Origin of the sequence: Pseudomonas sp. NFX98 (genome assembly GCF_047784845.1) — a bacterium.
Classification (GTDB): domain Bacteria; phylum Pseudomonadota; class Gammaproteobacteria; order Pseudomonadales; family Pseudomonadaceae; genus Aquipseudomonas.
Genome location: NZ_JBLNNF010000002.1, coordinates 281,900 through 300,130, shown reverse-complemented (window position 1 = coordinate 300,130; position 18,231 = coordinate 281,900). Strand labels below are relative to the sequence as shown.

Sequence of the window (18,231 nt, the reverse complement as noted above, 5' to 3'; positions counted from 1 at the left end):
ATCAACCAAGGCAGCGGGTTACGTGCTTGACCGATTGATAGGCTGACAGGCCCCAGGGCCCAAGTTCGCGACCGATGCCGCTGCCTTTGGTTCCACCCCAGGACGTTTCGACGAACACGGCCTGGATCGAGTTGATCCAGACGTGGCCGACGTCCAGTGCAGCGGCGACCCGTTCGGCACGCACCAGGTCGGTGCTGATCACCGTGGCCACCAGACCGAAACGGCTGTCGTTGGCCAGGGCCAGTGCTTCTTCCTCTGTACTGAAGCGATGGCTGCACAGCACCGGGCCGAAGATTTCCTCGGTCCACAGGCGGCTGTTCAGCGGGACATCGGCGTAGAAGGTCGGGCTGACGAACCAGCCAGGGTCGCGCAGGGTTTCGCCACCGGCCAGGCAATGCAGTCCTTCGGCCCGGGCAATAACGAAGTACTCGGCCACCTTGGACCATTGCGCCTGACTGGTCAGAGGGCCCATGTCGACTTCGTCATAGGGGTTACCCACGCGCAGCGTTTCGAAGGCAACCTTCAAGCGCTCCAGCAGGGCGTCAGCAATGCAGTCCTGGACCAGCAGGCGCGAGGTGGCCGAACACATTTGCCCGGCGTTCCAGCAAATGCCGGCGACGATCCATTCCACCGCCTGGTCGAGATCGCAATCGTCGAACACCACAATGGCCGACTTGCCACCCAACTCCAGGGTGACCGGGCGGCAATGGGCCGCGGCACTGCGCATGACCTGGGTACCGACGGCATTGCTGCCGGTGAACGACAACTTGTCGATGCCGGCATGGTTACTCAACGCCGCGCCCGTTTCGGCCTTGCCGCAAACAATGTTCAACACACCCGCCGGCAACCCCAGGACATCGGCGATCTGGCCGTAGGTCTGTTCGATCAGGGGGGTGATTTCCGAGGGCTTGAGTACCACCGTACAGCCGGCAGCCAAGGCCGGGGCGATTTTCCAGGCGCTGGTGACCAGGGGAAAATTCCAAGGCACGATCAAGCCGACCACCCCCAGTGGTTCCAGGCGGGTATGGGCGGTGAAACCGGGCACGGCCAGCGTTACTTCCCTTGATGGCTGCTCCGCCAGACCTTCCGCCAGGCCTGCGTAGTAGGTAAAGGTGGCCACGGCGTCGTCGATGTCGACGACGGCCTCATGGCGGGGCTTGCCGTTGTTCTGCATTTGCAGGGCGATCAATGCCTCGCGGCGCTGTTCGAGTTGCGAGGCGAAACCTCTCAGGTAACTGGCACGCCGGTCGGCGCCGAGGTTGCGCCACGCGGGCAGGGCGTGGCGGGCAGCGGCGACGGCCTGATCCACCTGCGCGGCGCTGGCCGTTTTCAGTTCGGCAAAGGGCTGGCCGAGGGACGGGTCATAGACGCTGATCTGCTCGGCGCCTTCGCCGCTCAGCCACTGGCCGTTGATGTACTGGGCGGCGGTCATGGCTTGACTCCCGACAGGACGCCATACACGGCGTTGCGAAAAATCTGGCTGTAATCGGCAGCGCTGAGTACGCGGGCGTTGGTGTCCGAAGAGGAAATATCCGCCAGCGCCTGCTCGCCCACCCAAGCGGCTTCTTCTGCGTCGAGGCCGATGTCCCGCAGGGTATGAGCTATGCCCAGGCGTTGCCGCAACTCCAGTACCCAGTTGAGGAATCCGTCGAAATCCGGCTGCTTCAATTCCAGGTAGCGCGCCAGTCGCGCGATATCGGTGCTGATGGTCTCGCGGTTGGCGACCAGCACGTAGGGCAGCAGGATCGCATTCAACAGCCCGTGATGTTTGTGATAACGCGCACCCAGCGGGTGGGCGAGGGCGTGCACACCACCCAGGCCTTTCTGAAAGGCCACGGCAGCCATGGCGGACGCCACCAGCATGCCTTCGCGCGCAACCATGTCGTCGCCATCGCGATGGGCGTTGCATAGGTGCTGCTGGATCAGGCGAATGCCTTCCACCGCGACACCGGAGGACATCGGGTGATACAGCGGTGAGCAAAAGGCTTCAATGTGGTGGGTCAGCGCATCCATGCCGGTGGCGGCGGTCAGCGCAGGCGGCAGGCCGCGGGTCAGGACCGGGTCGAGGATGACGCTGGCCGGCAACAGTTCTGGGTGGCTGATCACGCGCTTGATGTTCTGTTCGCTGTCGGTCAGCACGGCTTCACGGCCCAGTTCGGAACCTGTACCCGCGGTGGTCGGCAAGGCGATCAGGCGAGGCAGATTCAGGTGCGGGAAGTCCGCCAGGCTTGGAAAGTGGGCAATGACGCTGGACCATTCGTACTGCTCCACGCCTTGGGCATCGACGGCTGCCATGCTGATGCCTTTGGCGGCATCCATGGCACTGCCGCCGCCAAGGGCGATCAGCGAATCGTGCTGGCCGGCCTTGAACGCCGCAACACCCCTGGCGACGTCGTCCAGGCTCGGGTTGCTGGCGATTTCGCTGAACACGGCGAACTTGATGTCGGCTTGCTGCAAATGGGCCTTGATCAGCACCATCGGCTCCAGCGCGAGCATGCCAGGGTCGGTGACCAGCAAGGGGTTGCTCATGCCATGCAGTTTGCAGCGCTCGGCCAATGCATCCAGCGCACCAGGCCCACAGAAAATCTCCGTGGGGTAGTTCCAATAGTGAAGAGAAGACATCAGAAACTCCAGATCAGCGAGGCCTCGGGTGGACGGGCCCCGCACGACAAAACGAGAGTGTTATTCGGTACGCAGCAGTGGGCTGGTACGCAGGTAAGGCTTGGCGCGGAACATGTAGATCAGGCCCAGCACCGCGAGGATCGAGAAAACCAGGATTACTGCCCAGACTTGGAACCATGGCGCTCCCGGCGGTGCGAGCGACTCCCGTGGCCAGGCGACGTTGATGCTTTCAAATACTAGCCAGAGGAACGCCGCGAGATTGACCGCGATGCCCCAGCGCCCAAGGGTGAAGGTCCCCGGCTCGGCTTTCCATTTGCCGCTCAGGCGAGCGAGCAATGCGCAGGTGACGACGATCAGAAATACTACGAAGAAACCACCGCTGCCGAACGCGATCAGCGTGCCGACGGCAGTTGCGTTCAAGCCCAAGGCCAGGCCGAAGCTGGCGAACAGCGTGCTGAACACCATTGCTGCAAAAGGCACCTTGCGCTTGTCCACCCGACGCAGCACTGTCGAGGCTGGCAGCATGGAATCCCGGGCCATGCCGAACACGGCACGACCGATGTAGGTCTGGACCGAGACGATGCAGGCGATGAATGCCACCAGCACGATGCCTACGAATGGCCGCTCGGACCAGGCGCCAAAGGCGTCGACAACAGCTGGGGTGACCGGGTCGATGATCTGGCCGGACACCATGCCGGCAGTATCGGTGTACGACAGGGTGACGGCGAAGGCGGTGAGCATCACGGTCAGGCCGACCAGAATCATCGAGCGCAGGATCGCACGGGGTGTCGATGTTCGGGCGTCGGCAGTTTCTTCGGAAACCTGCGAGCAGGCGTCGAAACCGAGGAACGCCCAGCCACCGACCGCCATGGCCGTCAGAAAGCCTGACAGGTACGAACCTTCAGAGCCCTGGGTAGAGGCCAGGCCTTCGAACAACAGCGAGAGTGAATGGTTACGGAAAAACAGCAGCAACAACACGCCAATGCCGATGGAGGCAATGGCCTCGGCGATGATGCCGGCATTCACGAAGTACTTGAGTGGGTTGATACCAAAAAGGTTCACACCCAGGCCCAGCAACAACAGCACGGCGCCACTGAACACTTGAGCGTTCGCGGCGGGTGGCTCTCCGGTGAAAAACAACCACAACCAGAAACCGCCCAGATAGGCCACGGTGGTCAGGGAAGCCAGCGCGGAGGCCAGGTACATGAACCCGGTGAACCAGGCCCAACGGTCGCCCGCCAGACGCTTGACCCATTGGTAGCACCCGCCGGCCAGCGGGTACTGCGAAGCCAGTTCGGCATACACCAGCGCCACCAGCAACTGCAACGCCAGGCACAGCGGGACGATCCAGACCCAGGAAGGCCCGGCACTCATGGCGCCCAGCGACATCACCGAGTAAATACCCACCACCGGAGAGACCGTGGCGAAACCGACGGAAAACGAAGACCAGAGCGACAGGCCGCGGTGCAGTTCTTGGGCATAGCCTTGACTGTGCAACAGCGATTCATCGGCGTTTTGCCGGGAAAGCGGGGAGGTCATTGCCCACCTCCAACAGAAGCGGGAGCGCTGTTCGGTGCGCAATGACCGGCACGGCTGCGTGCGAAGCTAGGTGACATAGAAATTCCTTGGTCGGCAGACAGATTGTTTTTAGGATCGCCCTTGGCGCAGGCGTACCGACGAAACGGGCTCCTTCATGAGGAGTGCACGCAGCTTAAAGCAGCCAAACATCGATAAAAATTCATATGTTTGTAGGCTGGGTTCTGGATTTTTATATGTTTTTAAGGGGGCGGTTAGCGGTGCGATACCGGAGATTGTTGCGAGGGTAAAGTGCTGTGATCCCAAAGGAGCAGGGCCCGGTCGTTTGGTCCTTGCCTCGACGGGCCGCTTCTAACCGATTTCCGCCTGTCGCGACCGGCTGAAACCGACCCATAGCGAACTTGGACGAAAAGTAGTTGTGCGTCTGGCGCGAGTAGCTTTCCCACGCAACGTTAGCTACCCAACTCCTGTTCGGCATTCAGCAAAAACTCAAAATCTTCACTACTTAACGGTTTACTCAGGAAATATCCTTGACCCTCTTCGCAGCAAGCCTCATTGAGCAAGTCCAGATGCAGACCGGTCTCGATGCCTTCGGCCGTTACGGTCAAAGATAAAGCGCGGCCCAACCCTACGATGGCTTGAATGATAGACCTGTCCTCCTCGCTTTCCCCCAGACGGCTGACAAAGCTGCGGTCTATTTTGAGGCCGTCAAACGGGAACGAGCGCAGATAACTGAGCGAAGAATAGCCAGTCCCGAAGTCGTCCATTGAAAGACGTACACCTACCCGCTTCAGCGCTCGCATCACCTCTAGAGCAACCAATGCGTCTTCAAGCATGACACTCTCGGTCACCTCCAATTCCAAGCGTTGCGCTTGAAGTCCCGTTGTTGTGATTGCCTTCTCTATCCGTTCAACCAAATTGCCGCGTTGAAACTCGGTCGGAGAGAGATTGACTGAAACAAACAGATTTTTTGACCAGCGGGCCGCATGTTCGCAAGCGGTTGTGAGCACCCAGTTACTCAGCGCAAGGATTAGTCCGGTCTCTTCAGCGATAGGAATAAACCGATCGGGGGGTATAAGGCCTCGTTTAGGATGCTGCCAGCGTACAAGCGCTTCCGCGCCGACCATCTGGCCGTCAGCAAGGCGATAGCGGGGCTGGAAATGGAGACGCAGCTCACCGTGTTTTATTCCATAGCGAAGATCGTTTTCGAGCTGTCGGCGTTCGATGATCTTGGTGTTCATTTCATTTGCATAAAATCGCCAGGTATTTCGACCAGCGGATTTTGCTTCGTACAAGGCGATGTCCGCGTATCGGAGGAGTTCTGTTGCTTGCGATGAATCGTTAGGTGCCATTGAAATTCCGATGCTGGCGCTGACAAAAACCTCTTGATCCTCGACGGTGACTGGTTTTTCAATCGAATCAATCAACCGCCGGCATGCCGTTTCTACTTCCTCAGCTGAGCTCACATCATTAAGAATTAACACGAACTCATCGCCGCCAATCCGCGCCACGAGATCTCCGCTGCGCACACACTCACCTAGCCGGCGGGAGACTTCATTGAGCACCTCATCACCGGCTGCATGACCGAGAAGGTCGTTTACCGGTTTAAATCGATCAAGGTCTAAAATAAGCATCACGAGGGGATGCTCGGGGGTAGGCGCAGCTTTGAGTTTGCCGTCTAGAAACTCCTGCAACCTTGTCCTGTTTGGGAGCCCTGTCAGCGCGTCATGCTGCGAAAGATATTCAATACGCCGACGCGCCTCCACCTCGTCCGTTATGTCGGTCGCCGTACCCCGAAATCCGTGGTCGACGAGTCCCCGTGCCGATAATCGTGCAATTCGCGCAGTGCCTTTCGTATCGACGTAAGAACATTGCACGCTGATGTTGTGACGGCGACCCGGGATGCTGAGCCATTGAGATATGGCGCCGAACTCCATGCGAAGCAGGTCATCAATTTTTGCACCGATCCAGGCCTCTCGAGATAGCCCTGTAACACTTTCAAATCTTTCAGAGAGGTAGGTGAAGCGCCATTCCTGATTTACTTCCCAGATCCAATCGGAGCTTGCTTCCGCGATATCTCGAAAACGGGCTTCACTCTCGGCGAGGGCTACCTGGCTTGTTTGCAAATGGGCATAGCTGCAATCAAGTGCTTTGGCGGCAGCGGTCGTACGTCGAAGAATGGCCCATATCATGAGGCCTACCAGAAGAGCCGCTGTGGCAATCAATGGAAGCATAAAACTCAACAATCGGACCCCGGGCTTTGCCGGTTCCCAATGCAATCCACCGGCCGCTCCGTTGTCGCCTAGCAGCAGGATGGATTCCTTGTGGATCTCGTCAGGTGTAGCGACGTGCAATCCTTCGATTCCGTAATCACTTCCGATTGCCTGCAGCTTGACGTTGTCCAGTGTTTCCACGAAAAGCAGTACCGACGATGGCCCATTTTCCGATTGGACAGTGGGATCCGCTCCCGGGGTTATAGCCGCAGCGGCAACGAGAGTAGGAACGCCGCGAACATTGAGGAAAGTAGTTACCGGCGTCTCACTGTCTGCGCCTCGACGAGCCTGGTCGAGCACCGGCGCTAAAGGTTGTCCCAACCAGCCCGCAGCTTCAACGGTCGTCAGCTCACCTTTTACGACCGAGTAGACACTCCGATCTGCTGCGTTTACTACGAATAGGCCAGTGAAACCAAAATCGGAATAAAGCGTCGGGCCAAGGTTCTGTCGGGCAAACGCCCAATCCGTATCCACGGTTTTGTGCAGATGTTTGTATGCGTCGCCCCAAAAGGAGTAATCCTTGATGGTGGATCGAAGATTTTTTTCAAGCGTCTGAACAGCTTTTTCGGCGTAGAAAGCGCTCCTGGATTCTTCGGTGCTATCGAGATTTTTCGCTACAAAAACCAGCATGCCCGTAGCGAGGATGAATACGGTGCCCAGTAACCCAGCGAACTTGAACAATGAGGCTCTGGTGAGCGCAACGCTTGAATTTAATGGGGCTTCGAGGGCAGTGATAAATGCGTCAGGCTTCGACATAACACTCCAGGTGATAAATCTGAGATTAGGTCTCTGTCACTTTGCTAGTGGGGTGAATTTTTCAATAGTGACCAGAGCGTAGTAGCTTTTTAGAATGATCGTACGGGCAGATCGTTCCCGGTTGGAAGGCTCGATGTTGTTCTTGCCGATATGGGCGAAGGGGTGAGGCCGCGCGGGTTAAGAGTGTCTGGCGTGAAACCGTCGAGCCGTAGTCAAACGGGACACTGCGGTGCTTAGCAAACATCAAATCGAGGCTCGGGGAGTGTCTTGCTGAAAGTACTTGAAGCGGCTATTCAAACTGGGCACCTGCTCTCGAGGTCATCGATATTCACAGGGCCGGAGATAGCGTGCGGACGATCACTTTCTATGAGTGGGTCGGGCGCACTTTATAAGAAAAGGTCAAAGCCAAAAAAAGGCTCAGATTTACAATAAAAAACCGTATCAGATTGCCCCCGAGGTTGGACGCAGGGTGCAATGTGACCCTATTAGCTCTACCGATGACGCGTGATCAGCTTTCCACTCGTGGCCGGTGTCTGCCTTTGCACGAGGACAGCAGCTGACCCATCGTGGAGGCGGGCCAGGGCAGTACCATTTGCTTCAGCGTCGATAAGGAGATCGCATGTCACCCAACAAAGCCTGTCCCATAATTCTTTCGAATACGCCTGTCCCACGCATTCTGCTGTTCCGCTATCCGCAGGCGGGGGTTCAATTGGTCAAAGGCACGATCGAGTCCGGTGAAACACCCGCTCAGACGGCATTACGTGAATTGAGAGAAGAGTCCGGCATCGAAGCCGCCACGGTTGTCTGCGATATGGGCAATTGGATTGCAGGGCACTTGGACCAGGTATGGTCATTTCAACTTTGTGAAGCGCATTTGCCGTTGCCTGAACAGTGGACGCACTGCACGCTAGACGACCATGGCCATGTCTTCAGCTTTTTCTGGGCTTCCCTCGATGACTTGCCATTTGCTCAGTGTCATCCGGTTTTTCATCGGGCGTTGCTGTACGTGAAGAGTGCGTTGTCGAAGGGTGGGTTACCTGATAACTGAAGATCGGTATCTGAACCGAGAGCGGCTGTTTAAAAGCGTTTAAGGATACTTCCTGCAAGCTACAAGACCTTGCGCCGTTGCCTACGGGTACGCCAGAATCCGCCGGCTTGTGCGCTTTTGGGGCCATTGGTAACTTGATTCCCGTCACTGATTCCCAGTGACCGGGTTTAGCAGCCTGTGGCATTAGAAGACCGCACGAGTGTCCGTCAGACAGGTATTCCCATGCCTGTATTTGATGGTGGCTGTGCGCAGGGCGCCCTCGGGCGCGCCGGCTTTCTTCTTTTCCCCGGTCTGCTAACCTGCGCACAGCCGCCACCCCTCGTTTAGCAGCGATGGAGTGGCTGCAAACAGGAAAAGAAAATCATGTTCAAAGTCACACCAAACCCTCCGGACTCTGATCCAGCCTCACCCTACGAAAGCCCCGATTCCAAAAAACTCAACGAAGCCGCCGAACGCGCCCTCGACTTTCATTTCCCCTCAACCGCCGATATCAAAGCCACACCGCGCACCGTCAGCAGCCTCTTCACCGTCGACCCTGAGGTGACGCTCGAAACCCTGGCCGTTTATTTGGTCGAGACCCTGGCCTCAGTGGATGTGATGGTCCATCAGTTGGTGGATCACCTGGACGGTGAATCACGCAATGCGCTGCTGGGTATTTCCAACAGTGTGATGCTGGCGGAGATAACCGCGAACCGGGTGCTGGATCAGATTGATCCACCTGAGTAGTCCGTCAAACACATTTCCCCCTGTGGGAGCTAGCCTGCTAGCGATAGCAGTGTGTCAGCCAGCATTAATGTAGCTGACACGCCGCCATCGCGAGCAAGCTCGGCTCCTACAAGGGCGTGGGGGGCAATGGTGGAGGGAAATGAAAAATCGGACCCGCCAAACGGCGGGTCCGAACAATCGATCAAAGCTTCGGCAACTGCCCGATGCGCCCCATCATTTCGGTCACGATCTGCAAGTCCAGCAAGAACTGCTCGGTGGTCTTGAACTCGTTGTCGTTGTGGCCGGTGTATTTGACGTCGGGCATGGCCAGGCCGAACTGCACGCCGTTAGGCAATTCGTGCACCGACGTGGCGCCGGCGGAGGTGCCGAATTTGTGTTCCATGCCGAGGTTTTCGCTGGCCACGGCGAGCAGGGCCTTGACCCATTCACCCTCAGGGTTGCGGTACATCGGTTCGGCGATCGAGTAGTCGAAGGCCGGTGCGATCTGGGTCTTCTTGCTCCAGGCGTCCAGTTTTCCGGCGATTTCCGCTTTGAGCGTTTCCGGCGACTTGCCCTTTGGCACACGCAGGTTGACCGCGAGTTTGAAGGCTTTGTCATCCACGCCGACATAAGTCAGGGAGGTGGTCAGCGGGCCCATGAACTCATCGGAAAAACCAACGCCCAGTTTGTTGCCCAGGTAGTCCAGGCCCCAGTTGTCGGCGGCGTAGCGAGCAGCGTCCGTGATCTGGTTGTGCTTGAGCGCGACCTTGCCGTCCGGACCATTGATGAAGTGGAGCAGCCGCGCCACCGGGTTGACCCCGGACTCGGGTTCGGAGGAGTGGGCGGAAACGCCGGTGACGGTCAGTTTGACGTCCTTGCCGTCGACCTTGGCGGCGATCTCGAAGTTGCCGCCATTGCGTTTGACGTACTCCGCGCCGGCCGTTTGCAGGGCCGCGGCCAGTTCGGCGGGCTTGTCGGTCACCAGCGTGGCGACAGATTTCGACGGGATCTGGTTGGTGGCCAGGCCACCGGTCATCGAGGTGATTTCTGCGCCTTTGCCTTCGCCAGCGCGCTTGGCGAAGCTGGCCATGACGGTGCCGTAGCCTTTCTCGGCGATCACCACCGGATAGCCGCCATCCAGCGCCAGGTTGTAGTTGGGCGTCGGGTTGCGTTCGAAGTAGTAAGGGATGGCGTCGCCCGTGGTTTCTTCGGTGGTGTCGACCAGCAGCTTGAAGTTGCGTGCCAGCGGCAGCTTCTCTTCCTTGATGACTTTCATGGCGTACATCGCGACCACGATGCCGTTCTTGTCATCCTCGGTGCCGCGGCCATACATGCGGTCGCCGATCAAAGTGACCTTGAACGGATCGAGGCGGGTGCCATCCTTCAGCACCCAGTTCTCCGGCGTCACCGGCACCACGTCGGCGTGGGCGTGAATGCCCACGACTTCATCGCCAGTGCCTTCCAGGGAGATTTCATAGACGCGGTTGTCGACGTTGCGGAAGTTCAGGTTAAACGCCTGGGCCAGGCCCTTGATCTTCTCGGCGATCTTGATGAACTCGGGATTGTCGTGCTGGGCAACGCCGTCAACGCGCATGGTCGGGATGGCCACCAACTCCTTCAGGGTTTCGGTGGCCGCGCTGCCGTACTTCACGCGCGTATAGAGGCCCAGCAGGCGATGGATTTCGTTTTGCTGCTCGGCGGTCAGCGTCTTGTTGTCGAGGAAGGCGCTGATGGCCGCGCCGAGGTCGTCGGTCTTGGCGATGTCGCTCTTGGCCAGGCTCCCGAGGAATTGCCTGAAATCCGTGACCGAGGCATCACTGAATGTCTTGAGGATGATCGCGCTCTGTTGCGGCGTGATGTTGGCGTGGGCAGCGGTGGTGAACGACGAGAGGCTGGCGAGCATCAGGGTGGTCGCGGCCAGGTGCTTGAGTGAAAATTCCATTTCTGGAGGCATTCCTTTGCAGGTGGTTTGTGGGAAATATCTGATCTTTTAATCAGAAACATTTCCAAACTAACACCATGAGAACGTGAAACGGGAGCCCCTGAAGTGGGATCTGTCGCACAGAAATGCAAAAGCGGCGCACAAATGAAAAACCGTTTATCAGTGCTTACATTCTGCCAGCACTACCTGACAGGTACTTGGCGTACCGCCGGATCGCCCCGCATAGCGTGCGCAATTGCTCAGGGATTTCTGGCGAGCCATGTTCAAGGTGTCGCCCCAGGCGAGGCCACCTTCGCCGACAGTGGGCAGGGCTTTCGCGTAGCAGGCAGAGCCTATGTTCGAGGCCGCATAGCGAGGCGTGGCTGTTTTGCCTGCACACCCGGCGATTAGCGCAAGGTTGATAGCCAGCAGGGCAGGGAGGAGCCATGACGAGCATTGATGCGTGTTCAAGCTCGTCATCGCGTTTCCCCTGAATCCAGAGCGCTAAAGGCGTGTTTTCGAGTGTGCGCTGTTTAGTCTAGACGGCCTGGTACAACTTCGATCATCAAACGCGAGTTCGCCGTCCAGGCGGCGATCAGTAATCCCAGAAGGCCGCGACCCAGCGAAACGCATTACCGTCGACGGCCACGCGGCCAACGGAGGGGAATGGCAGGTGAGTGGCGACAAACAGCTCACCGCTCGCCGCCGCCTCTTGCATCAGGCGGACCCGAACGCGCACCGATTCCTCGGGGTCGTGTTCAAAGCCGTTGTGCCAGTCGGGGTGTTCGAAGGCAACCGGAAACAGGGCATCGCCGGCGAAGGTCAACCGTTCGCCACCGGATGTCACGTAGACCACGCAGTGCCCCGGGGTATGGCCGCCGGTGAGTCTGGCGACCACGCCCGGTGCCACCTCGTATTCATCTTCGAAGGTGCGCAGCTTGCTGTGGAATTCTTTCATGAATTCATTGGCGGTTGCCCGCAGGACGTCCGGCACCGGCGACGGCATGGAGGTGAGGGAAAAATCGGGCGACTTCCAGAACTCGACCTCGGTCGCCGCCACGTGGATTCGCACATCCGGACGCAGGCGGTTCTTCACTTCGTCGACGAGCAGCCCGCCGATATGGTCCATGTGCATGTGGGTAATCACCACGTCGGTCACGGACCCCAAGTCGATACCGGCGGCCTCCAGTCGCTTGGGAAACTGACCGGCGCGGGGGAAACCGGGAAACTGCCCGCCCAGTCCAGCGTCGACGAGGATGGTCTGGTCGCCGCTGCGAATCACCAGCACGTTCAGTGCCCAATCGAACGAGTCCGGCCCCAGGAACATGTCCTTGAACCAGGCTGCGCGGGCCGCTGGGTCGGCGTTGGTGGACATCGTCGTGGTCGGCAGCGGCAGCACGCCATCGCTGATCACCAGCACGTCGATTTCGCCGACCCGCACCGCATAGCGCGAAGGCACCAACTCCTCGAACCCCGACCCGGAGGCGAGTGAGGTGTCGTGCTGACCGTTGCTTTTCTGATGTATTCCATCGTTCTGGATGGTTAGGTTCGGTTGCGTTGTCATGGCCGTTCTCCGATTGCCTGGGTCAGATCGCCCGGGGAATCAGTGTGCCTTTCGACGCAGCGCGTTCGATACCATACGCACGTATAGAACCGTCAGGCTTTAGCGTGAGCCTTTCCAACCAAAAGGTAATTATCCTGCGCGCCGAACGCGACCCGCAGGCGATCGATGATCTGTTCGATCGACGGTCCCTGGATACTCGGCGGCTCAGGGCTTTCACCAAATTCGCGCCAGATGAACAGGGTCATTTCCGCGCCATCGGTCTGCGTCTGAGGGCTGACCGCGCCGAAGTTTCTCAGCAGTCGATAGCGCTCATCCTGCCAGAACAGTTCTTCGACCCAGTGGTACACCGGGATGTAGTGAAAGTGGATCGGGAAGCGCGGGTCGTGGCCAAAGCGGCTGATGTAGAGCCACTTTGGCTGCAGCTCCAGTTGCAGGATTTTCTGCACTTTGGCGAGCAGCACGCCCATCTCGACCAAAGCGCCTTCGGGCAGGTCCGACAACGAACGCACCGGGTGCCGCGTCCCCAGCACCAGATAGCCGGGCAGCTTGGTCGTCATGTGGTGGTTGAGTACCCAGTGGGCGGTCTCATGGATGATGAATCGTGGCGCTATGTCCATGGTTGGGTATCCGTTGTCGAAGCTGGGAGGGAGAACGAGAAGGTCGCGCCGTGGTCAGGCTGACTGTCTACCTTTATGCATCCACCATGCAACTCGATGATTGAGCGGCAGATGGACAATCCGATCCCCATGCCATCTTCTTTGGTTGTGAAAAACGCATCAAACAGCAGCGCAAGGTGATTTTGGTCAATCCCTGGGCCGTTATCGCGTACCTCCACCACCGCTTGACTCTCTTTCGCCTGTATTCGCACGTGCAGCTCCCCGGGCAATTCGTTGTGGCCACTCATGGCCTGCAGGCTGTTCATGATCAGGTTGATCACCACCTGCTGGAGCTGGATCCGGTCGCCCGATACCTTGGGCGACTGATGTTCGAACGTGCACGACAATCGCACCTGATGACTCTGGATTTCCCGGTCAAGCAGGGCGAGCGAGTCCACTACTACGGATTTTAGATCCACTTCTTCGTAGTGCGAATCGCTTTTGCGCGTCAGGTCGCGAATACGCTTGATCACCTCGGCCGCGCGGCGCGCATTACTGGCCGCCCGGGCGATAGCTGTCCCGGCTTCCTTGATGTCGGGGCTGGGGCGGTCGAGCCAGCGCTGGGCCGCTTCGGCACTGGAAGTGATCGCGGCCAAGGGTTGATTCACTTCGTGGGCGATGGACGCTGCCAGCTCGTCCATCGTGGTGTTTCTGCTGATATGAGCGAGTTCGATTTGCGCACGGTGCAGCTGCGCTTCGACATCACGGGTATGGGCTAGCAAACTGAATTGTTCCTGTAGTTCATCGCTGGTGCGGCGGTTTTTCAAGGCCAGCCAAGTGGCAATGCCGATGGCCGTCAGGCTGACGAGGCAGCGGGCCAGCGCGGCGCTGAACGGATGATCGAGGTGGGAAAAGCAGAACGCGGCAGTCGTCAACACCGCGCAGGTCAGTGCAACCCGGCGCAACCCGCGGATCGAGCACGAGTCCATGGCCATCATGATGACCAGGACGTACAGCACCGCCACCGCGATATCGAGCTCCGTGAGGGTATCGACGACGAAGATCGCGAGCGTGGTTGCCCAGAGCGCCAGGCACTTTGCTTTGGCGCACGGAGAGCCGGCCATGATGTTCATCATGAGCCGGCTCTTGCGGTGCAGTCGCAGCCCAAGGAGGTCAAGCCTTGATGAACGCCAGGAGGTCCGCGTTGATCACGTCACCATTGGTCGTGCACAGGCCATGGGGCAGGCCCGGGTAGGTTTTCAGCGTGCCGTGCTTGAGCAGTTTGATCGACAGGTGCGCCGAGTCGGCGATCGGTACGATCTGGTCGTCTTCGCCGTGCAGCACCAACGTCGGCACATCGATGTTTTTCAGGTCATCGGTGAAGTCGGTTTCCGAGAAGGCCTTGATGCAGTCGTACTGCGCCTTGGCGCCGCCGTTCATGCCCTGGCGCCACCAGTTGTCGATGATCGCTTCGGAAACTTTCGCGCCCGGGCGATTGAAACCGTAGAACGGCCCGCTCGGAAAGTCGCGATAGAACTGGGTGCGATTGTCCGCCACGGCTTTGCGCAAGCCATCGAAGACGTCCAATGGAATGCCGCCCGGATTGTTCGCAGTGCGCAGCATGATCGGTGGTACGGCACCGATCAGCACCGCTTTGGCCACGCGGCCGCGACCATGACGCGCCACATAGCGTGCCACTTCACCGCCGCCGGTGGAGTGGCCGACGTGCACGGCGTTCTTGATGTTCAGGTGCGCCATCAGTTCAGCGACGTCGGCGGCGTAGGTGTCCATTTCGTTGCCGACAGCGGTCTGCGACGAACGGCCATGTCCACGGCGGTCGTGGGCGATGACACGGAAGCCCTTGCTGAGGAAAAACAGCATTTGCCCATCCCAGTCATCGCTGGAAAGCGGCCAGCCATGGTGGAACACGATCGGCTGGCCGCTGCCCCAGTCCTTATAGAAAATCTGTGTACCGTCCTTGACTGTGATCATCCCCGAACCACTGGCATTGCCATCGCTTTTGCCTCCGGTGGAAGCGGGCGTCTGTGCCTTGGTTTGCTGCGCCGCCAGCGCAGGTAGTGTCACCGCCAGGGCTGCTGCCATGGCACCGGTCGTGATCAAGCCACGACGTGAGGTTCCGCTTTTCTCGTCAGTCATTTCTCAATACTCATGTGAGTTCTGGAGGTAACGCATGCACGGCCCGAGGCACTTCCCCGGTTGAGGGAAATTTATGGGCAAAGCCGGGCACTGACCACCAGACATGGGTGTTTGAAACTAACGCTTTGGTATAGGCGGAAACTCCCGTACGGCGCGCCTCAGACCGCCAGCTCGATCACCATTGCGCCATCGAATCCGGGATTTTCGTTGACGCCATCCTTGGCATAACCTCGGGCATTGCACACCACGCGGGTATCGCCCACCCGGTAGTCAAAGCTGCCGTGGGTGTGGCCGTGCAGCCATAGGGCCGGTTGCCATTTCCTGATCCGCTCTTCGAGGTCGGAAACAAAACTCGAATTGATCGGTGAATTGGCAAACATCGGGCTGATGCTCGACCGGGTCGGTGCGAAATGGGAAATCACTACCGTGGGCGTGGTGCTGTCGCGGGCAAAGCAGTCTTCCAGCCAGGCGACGGTCTGCAAAAACACAAGCTGGGATACCGCCGGACTGAACAGGTCTTCGAAATCCGGGGAGATTCTGATGCGGCTGAAGTCCCGCACCAGCGCCGTTGCCAGGTCGATGCCATGGGCTCTTTCGTGTGCATCATCGTAAAGACGATAGTCGGACCACAGCGTGCAACCCAGAAACCGCACGCCGTCGTGGACATACTCCGAGCGTTCCAGCACGTGAATCTGCGTGCCTTGCGACAGCCTGTGCAATTGCTCGTAGGTCGAGATCAGATCGCTGCCGTAAAACTCATGGTTGCCAGCCACGTATACGATCGGCGCGGGGCAGGCCTTGGCCCAGTCAATGGCGGCAGCGGGGCGTGAAATGTCGCCGGCGAGAACGACGATATCGGCATCCACTTCGGGAAACGGAATCGCGTTGACGGACAGGTGGATGTCGGACAGCAAGGCGATGCGCATGGGTCAATTCCTCTCTGAATTAAACGTCAGTTCCATCGAGTGCTTGCCGATTCGCCAACAGTATCGCGTGAAGCGACATACAGTTGTCACGACGGTGGTTTATTTACGAGGCCAACGCCAGTAGATTAGGCGGCGGTTTGCCACCATCCAGCCTCACTTACAAGGAAGCAGCATGAACGTTAACTCATCCTCGTCATCATCCGGCGCGTTGATCGCTGCCTATTCCTCTGCCGCCAATACCAGGGTAGATGGCCAAGGCAAAGTGGCCGACAGCGATCAGGCAGCAGGCAATTCGAAGAATGACGATTCGGTGAGTTTTTCCGGCACGGCCACTGACTACAGCGCTTCCATCGCCAGCAACGCGCCGTATTTTCCGGTGCGCCCGGGGATGAACGCCGACGCGTTGATTCTGGGTGTGGCCAAGCCTGGGGCGATTTCCAGCTCCAAGGACAAAACCTTTGCCGACGTGGCCATCGATGCCCGCAAGCGCATGGATGAAAAATACGCGCTGATGAAAGACAGCGGCAAGCCGTACGACAACAAGAACGTTGAGGATCGCAATGCGCTGATGGGCGATCTGGATCGGCGTTCGCTGTACGCCATCTCCACCAATGAAGGCGGCAAGTTCACCAAGGAAGAACAGACTGCGGCCCAAGACCTGATGCGCCAGCAGGCGCAGCTCGCAACGGGCTACTACGTCGGCCCGGAAGACCAGAAGAAGAACTGGCGAGACCCGTTCGCCAACGACCCGGTCGGTCGCGCCAAGGCCGCCCTGAACTTCCTGGACAACATGAGCCCGGAAGAAAAATCCACGCCGCAATGGCTGACCCAACGTTCAACCATCCAGACCGCACTCGACCAGGCCACCGCCGCCGACCCGGTGGAACTGGCGAAGAAAAAGCAGCTGTACTTCCCGATCCTCGCCGAGATCCTGCAGAACGGCACCAGTTGGTTCGACAAGAAAGAGTCGGACGGCAAGAGTGCTGATGATTTGCTGAAGCAGCTTCAGGCGGTGGTTCAGTCGACCAAGTAATCTGCTGTGCGGCGCGCCAGTGGGATCTTTGAGATCTCACTGGCTGCGCTGTCATTTACTGGCATCCAACACCACGCGATATCGCGCCTTGCCACTGCGCAGGTGATCGATGGCTTCGTTGATGCGGCTCATGGGAAACATCTCGACCTGCGGCACGATCTGGTGGCGTGCGCAGAACTCCAGCATGGTCGCCGTGTTGCTCGGTGAGCCGACCGGTGAGGCGGACAGTGTTTTTTGTTGCGGAATCAGGTCGAACACGTGCACCGGGATTGCACTGGGCACGATGCCGACAAAATGCAGGCGACCCTTGCCGCGCAGGGTGGCGAGGATGGTCGTCCAGTCGAGGTTGGCATTGGCGGTGACCAACAGGAAGTCCAGGGTGCCGGCAATGGCTTTCAATGCGTCGCTGTCGGTCGAGGCGATGACCTTGTGCGCACCCAGGCGCTTGGCTTCGTCCTGTTTGCTCAGCGATGAGGTGAACGCGGTGACTTCGCAGCCCCAGGCATTGAGGAAGCGCAGCGCCAGGTGACCGAGGCCGCCGATGCCCACGACGCCGACCCGATCAGTCGGTTTAATGCCGAATTCCACCAGCGGGTTGAACACTGTCGAACCTGCGCAAAACAGCGGGCCGGCCATCGCCGGATCGAGTCCTTCAGGTATTGGCAGGGCCCAGGCCCAATGTGAGCGCAACCGGTCGGCGAAGCCACCATTGCTGCCGATGATGGTCGGTTGGGCCGTGCGGCACATGTTGTGCGAGCCTTCGATGCAGGACGAGCAATGCATGCAGCTGCCCTTGTACCAGCCTATACCCACCCGTTGCCCCATTTCGAGACCGCGCACCTGTGCGCCGACCCGGACGATGCGGCCGACGACCTCGTGACCGGGAATAAACGGGTACTGGCTGATGCCCCAATCGTTATCGATCAGTGACTGGTCGGAGTGACAGACGCCGCAATATTCCACGGCGACTTCTACTTCTTCTTCACCCAAGGGACCGGGGTCGTAGCTGTAACGCTCCAGTGGCGCACCGGCCGCCGTTGCGGCCCAGCCGGTGAATGTCTTGAGTTCGGTATTGTCGCTCATGGAAGACCTCC

General features: G+C 58.9%; 15 protein-coding genes. 3 read left to right on the top strand and 12 right to left on the bottom strand.

From position 1 onward, the window contains the following. Position 1: 1 nt before the first annotated feature. The 4 genes from ACM110_RS03815 to ACM110_RS03800 form a co-directional block, all read right to left on the bottom strand. On the bottom strand, positions 2-1,432 hold the full coding sequence (locus tag ACM110_RS03815) for an aldehyde dehydrogenase family protein (protein WP_416126636.1): 1,431 nt from the start codon (positions 1,430-1,432) through the stop codon (positions 2-4). Continuing rightward, the gene (locus ACM110_RS03810) at positions 1,429-2,622 is read right to left on the bottom strand and encodes an iron-containing alcohol dehydrogenase (protein WP_416126635.1); all 1,194 of its coding nucleotides are present in this window, start codon (positions 2,620-2,622) and stop codon (positions 1,429-1,431) included. Before ACM110_RS03810 ends, ACM110_RS03815 begins: the two co-directional genes overlap by 4 nt. A 60-nt stretch (positions 2,623-2,682) precedes the next feature. Then, positions 2,683-4,161: an APC family permease gene (locus ACM110_RS03805; RefSeq protein ID WP_416126634.1), complete on the bottom strand. Its 1,479-nt coding sequence runs from the start codon at positions 4,159-4,161 to the stop codon at positions 2,683-2,685. A gap of 449 nt (positions 4,162-4,610) precedes the next feature. Next, positions 4,611-7,187: an EAL domain-containing protein gene (locus ACM110_RS03800; protein WP_416126633.1), complete on the bottom strand. Its 2,577-nt coding sequence runs from the start codon at positions 7,185-7,187 to the stop codon at positions 4,611-4,613. 619 nt (positions 7,188-7,806) lie between these two features. On the opposite strand from ACM110_RS03800, the gene ACM110_RS03795 reads away from it, so the two are divergent. Then, positions 7,807-8,235 carry an NUDIX hydrolase gene (locus tag ACM110_RS03795; RefSeq protein WP_416126632.1) on the top strand — a complete coding sequence of 143 codons (429 nt, stop codon included), beginning with the start codon at positions 7,807-7,809 and terminating at the stop codon, positions 8,233-8,235. Between the two features lie 363 nt (positions 8,236-8,598). After that, a complete protein-coding gene (locus ACM110_RS03790) occupies positions 8,599-8,961 on the top strand; it encodes a DUF6124 family protein (protein ID WP_416126631.1) in 363 nt (120 codons plus the stop codon). Between the two features lie 181 nt (positions 8,962-9,142). Here the strand turns inward: ACM110_RS03790 and ACM110_RS03785 are convergent, their stop codons facing one another. From ACM110_RS03785 to ACM110_RS03755, 7 genes are all read right to left on the bottom strand, one after another. Continuing rightward, positions 9,143-10,882: a dipeptidase gene (locus ACM110_RS03785; RefSeq protein ID WP_416126630.1), complete on the bottom strand. Its 1,740-nt coding sequence runs from the start codon at positions 10,880-10,882 to the stop codon at positions 9,143-9,145. A 159-nt stretch (positions 10,883-11,041) separates the two neighbouring features. Further along, positions 11,042-11,341, bottom strand: coding sequence for a hypothetical protein (locus ACM110_RS03780; protein ID WP_416126629.1), 300 nt, complete (start codon positions 11,339-11,341; stop codon positions 11,042-11,044). A gap of 115 nt (positions 11,342-11,456) precedes the next feature. Beyond that, entirely contained in the window at positions 11,457-12,425 is a 969-nt protein-coding gene (locus ACM110_RS03775) for an MBL fold metallo-hydrolase (protein ID WP_416126628.1), read from the bottom strand. A 92-nt stretch (positions 12,426-12,517) separates the two neighbouring features. Then, positions 12,518-13,042 carry an HIT family protein gene (locus ACM110_RS03770; RefSeq protein WP_416126627.1) on the bottom strand — a complete coding sequence of 175 codons (525 nt, stop codon included), beginning with the start codon at positions 13,040-13,042 and terminating at the stop codon, positions 12,518-12,520. Next, the gene (locus tag ACM110_RS03765; protein WP_416126626.1) at positions 13,033-14,157 is read right to left on the bottom strand and encodes a sensor histidine kinase; all 1,125 of its coding nucleotides are present in this window, start codon (positions 14,155-14,157) and stop codon (positions 13,033-13,035) included. Before ACM110_RS03765 ends, ACM110_RS03770 begins: the two co-directional genes overlap by 10 nt. Before the next feature lie 37 nt (positions 14,158-14,194). Further along, positions 14,195-15,013: an alpha/beta fold hydrolase gene (locus ACM110_RS03760; RefSeq protein ID WP_416126765.1), complete on the bottom strand. Its 819-nt coding sequence runs from the start codon at positions 15,011-15,013 to the stop codon at positions 14,195-14,197. Between the two features lie 323 nt (positions 15,014-15,336). Beyond that, positions 15,337-16,104: a metallophosphoesterase gene (locus ACM110_RS03755; RefSeq protein WP_416126625.1), complete on the bottom strand. Its 768-nt coding sequence runs from the start codon at positions 16,102-16,104 to the stop codon at positions 15,337-15,339. 172 nt (positions 16,105-16,276) lie between these two features. On the opposite strand from ACM110_RS03755, the gene ACM110_RS03750 reads away from it, so the two are divergent. Further along, positions 16,277-17,137, top strand: a complete 861-nt coding sequence (locus ACM110_RS03750; RefSeq protein WP_416126624.1) for a hypothetical protein — start codon at positions 16,277-16,279, stop codon at positions 17,135-17,137. A 51-nt stretch (positions 17,138-17,188) separates the two neighbouring features. On the opposite strand, the gene ahr is transcribed toward ACM110_RS03750, so the two are convergent. Then, positions 17,189-18,220 carry an NADPH-dependent aldehyde reductase Ahr gene (gene ahr / locus ACM110_RS03745; RefSeq protein ID WP_416126623.1) on the bottom strand — a complete coding sequence of 344 codons (1,032 nt, stop codon included), beginning with the start codon at positions 18,218-18,220 and terminating at the stop codon, positions 17,189-17,191. Positions 18,221-18,231: the final 11 nt, after the last annotated feature.

What these genes read in the sequence shown, in the direction of transcription:
- ACM110_RS03815 (WP_416126636.1), bottom strand. Translation starts at nt 1,432, where the DNA reads ATGACCGCCGCCCAGTACATCAACGGCCAGTGGCTGAGCGGCGAAGGC.
- ACM110_RS03810 (WP_416126635.1), bottom strand. Translation starts at nt 2,622, where the DNA reads ATGTCTTCTCTTCACTATTGGAACTACCCCACGGAGATTTTCTGTGGG.
- ACM110_RS03805 (WP_416126634.1), bottom strand. Translation starts at nt 4,161, where the DNA reads ATGACCTCCCCGCTTTCCCGGCAAAACGCCGATGAATCGCTGTTGCAC.
- ACM110_RS03800 (WP_416126633.1), bottom strand. Translation starts at nt 7,187, where the DNA reads ATGTCGAAGCCTGACGCATTTATCACTGCCCTCGAAGCCCCATTAAAT.
- ACM110_RS03795 (WP_416126632.1), top strand. Translation starts at nt 7,807, where the DNA reads ATGTCACCCAACAAAGCCTGTCCCATAATTCTTTCGAATACGCCTGTC.
- ACM110_RS03790 (WP_416126631.1), top strand. Translation starts at nt 8,599, where the DNA reads ATGTTCAAAGTCACACCAAACCCTCCGGACTCTGATCCAGCCTCACCC.
- ACM110_RS03785 (WP_416126630.1), bottom strand. Translation starts at nt 10,882, where the DNA reads ATGGAATTTTCACTCAAGCACCTGGCCGCGACCACCCTGATGCTCGCC.
- ACM110_RS03780 (WP_416126629.1), bottom strand. Translation starts at nt 11,341, where the DNA reads ATGACGAGCTTGAACACGCATCAATGCTCGTCATGGCTCCTCCCTGCC.
- ACM110_RS03775 (WP_416126628.1), bottom strand. Translation starts at nt 12,425, where the DNA reads ATGACAACGCAACCGAACCTAACCATCCAGAACGATGGAATACATCAG.
- ACM110_RS03770 (WP_416126627.1), bottom strand. Translation starts at nt 13,042, where the DNA reads ATGGACATAGCGCCACGATTCATCATCCATGAGACCGCCCACTGGGTA.
- ACM110_RS03765 (WP_416126626.1), bottom strand. Translation starts at nt 14,157, where the DNA reads ATGATGAACATCATGGCCGGCTCTCCGTGCGCCAAAGCAAAGTGCCTG.
- ACM110_RS03760 (WP_416126765.1), bottom strand. Translation starts at nt 15,013, where the DNA reads ATGATCACAGTCAAGGACGGTACACAGATTTTCTATAAGGACTGGGGC.
- ACM110_RS03755 (WP_416126625.1), bottom strand. Translation starts at nt 16,104, where the DNA reads ATGCGCATCGCCTTGCTGTCCGACATCCACCTGTCCGTCAACGCGATT.
- ACM110_RS03750 (WP_416126624.1), top strand. Translation starts at nt 16,277, where the DNA reads ATGAACGTTAACTCATCCTCGTCATCATCCGGCGCGTTGATCGCTGCC.
- ahr (WP_416126623.1), bottom strand. Translation starts at nt 18,220, where the DNA reads ATGAGCGACAATACCGAACTCAAGACATTCACCGGCTGGGCCGCAACG.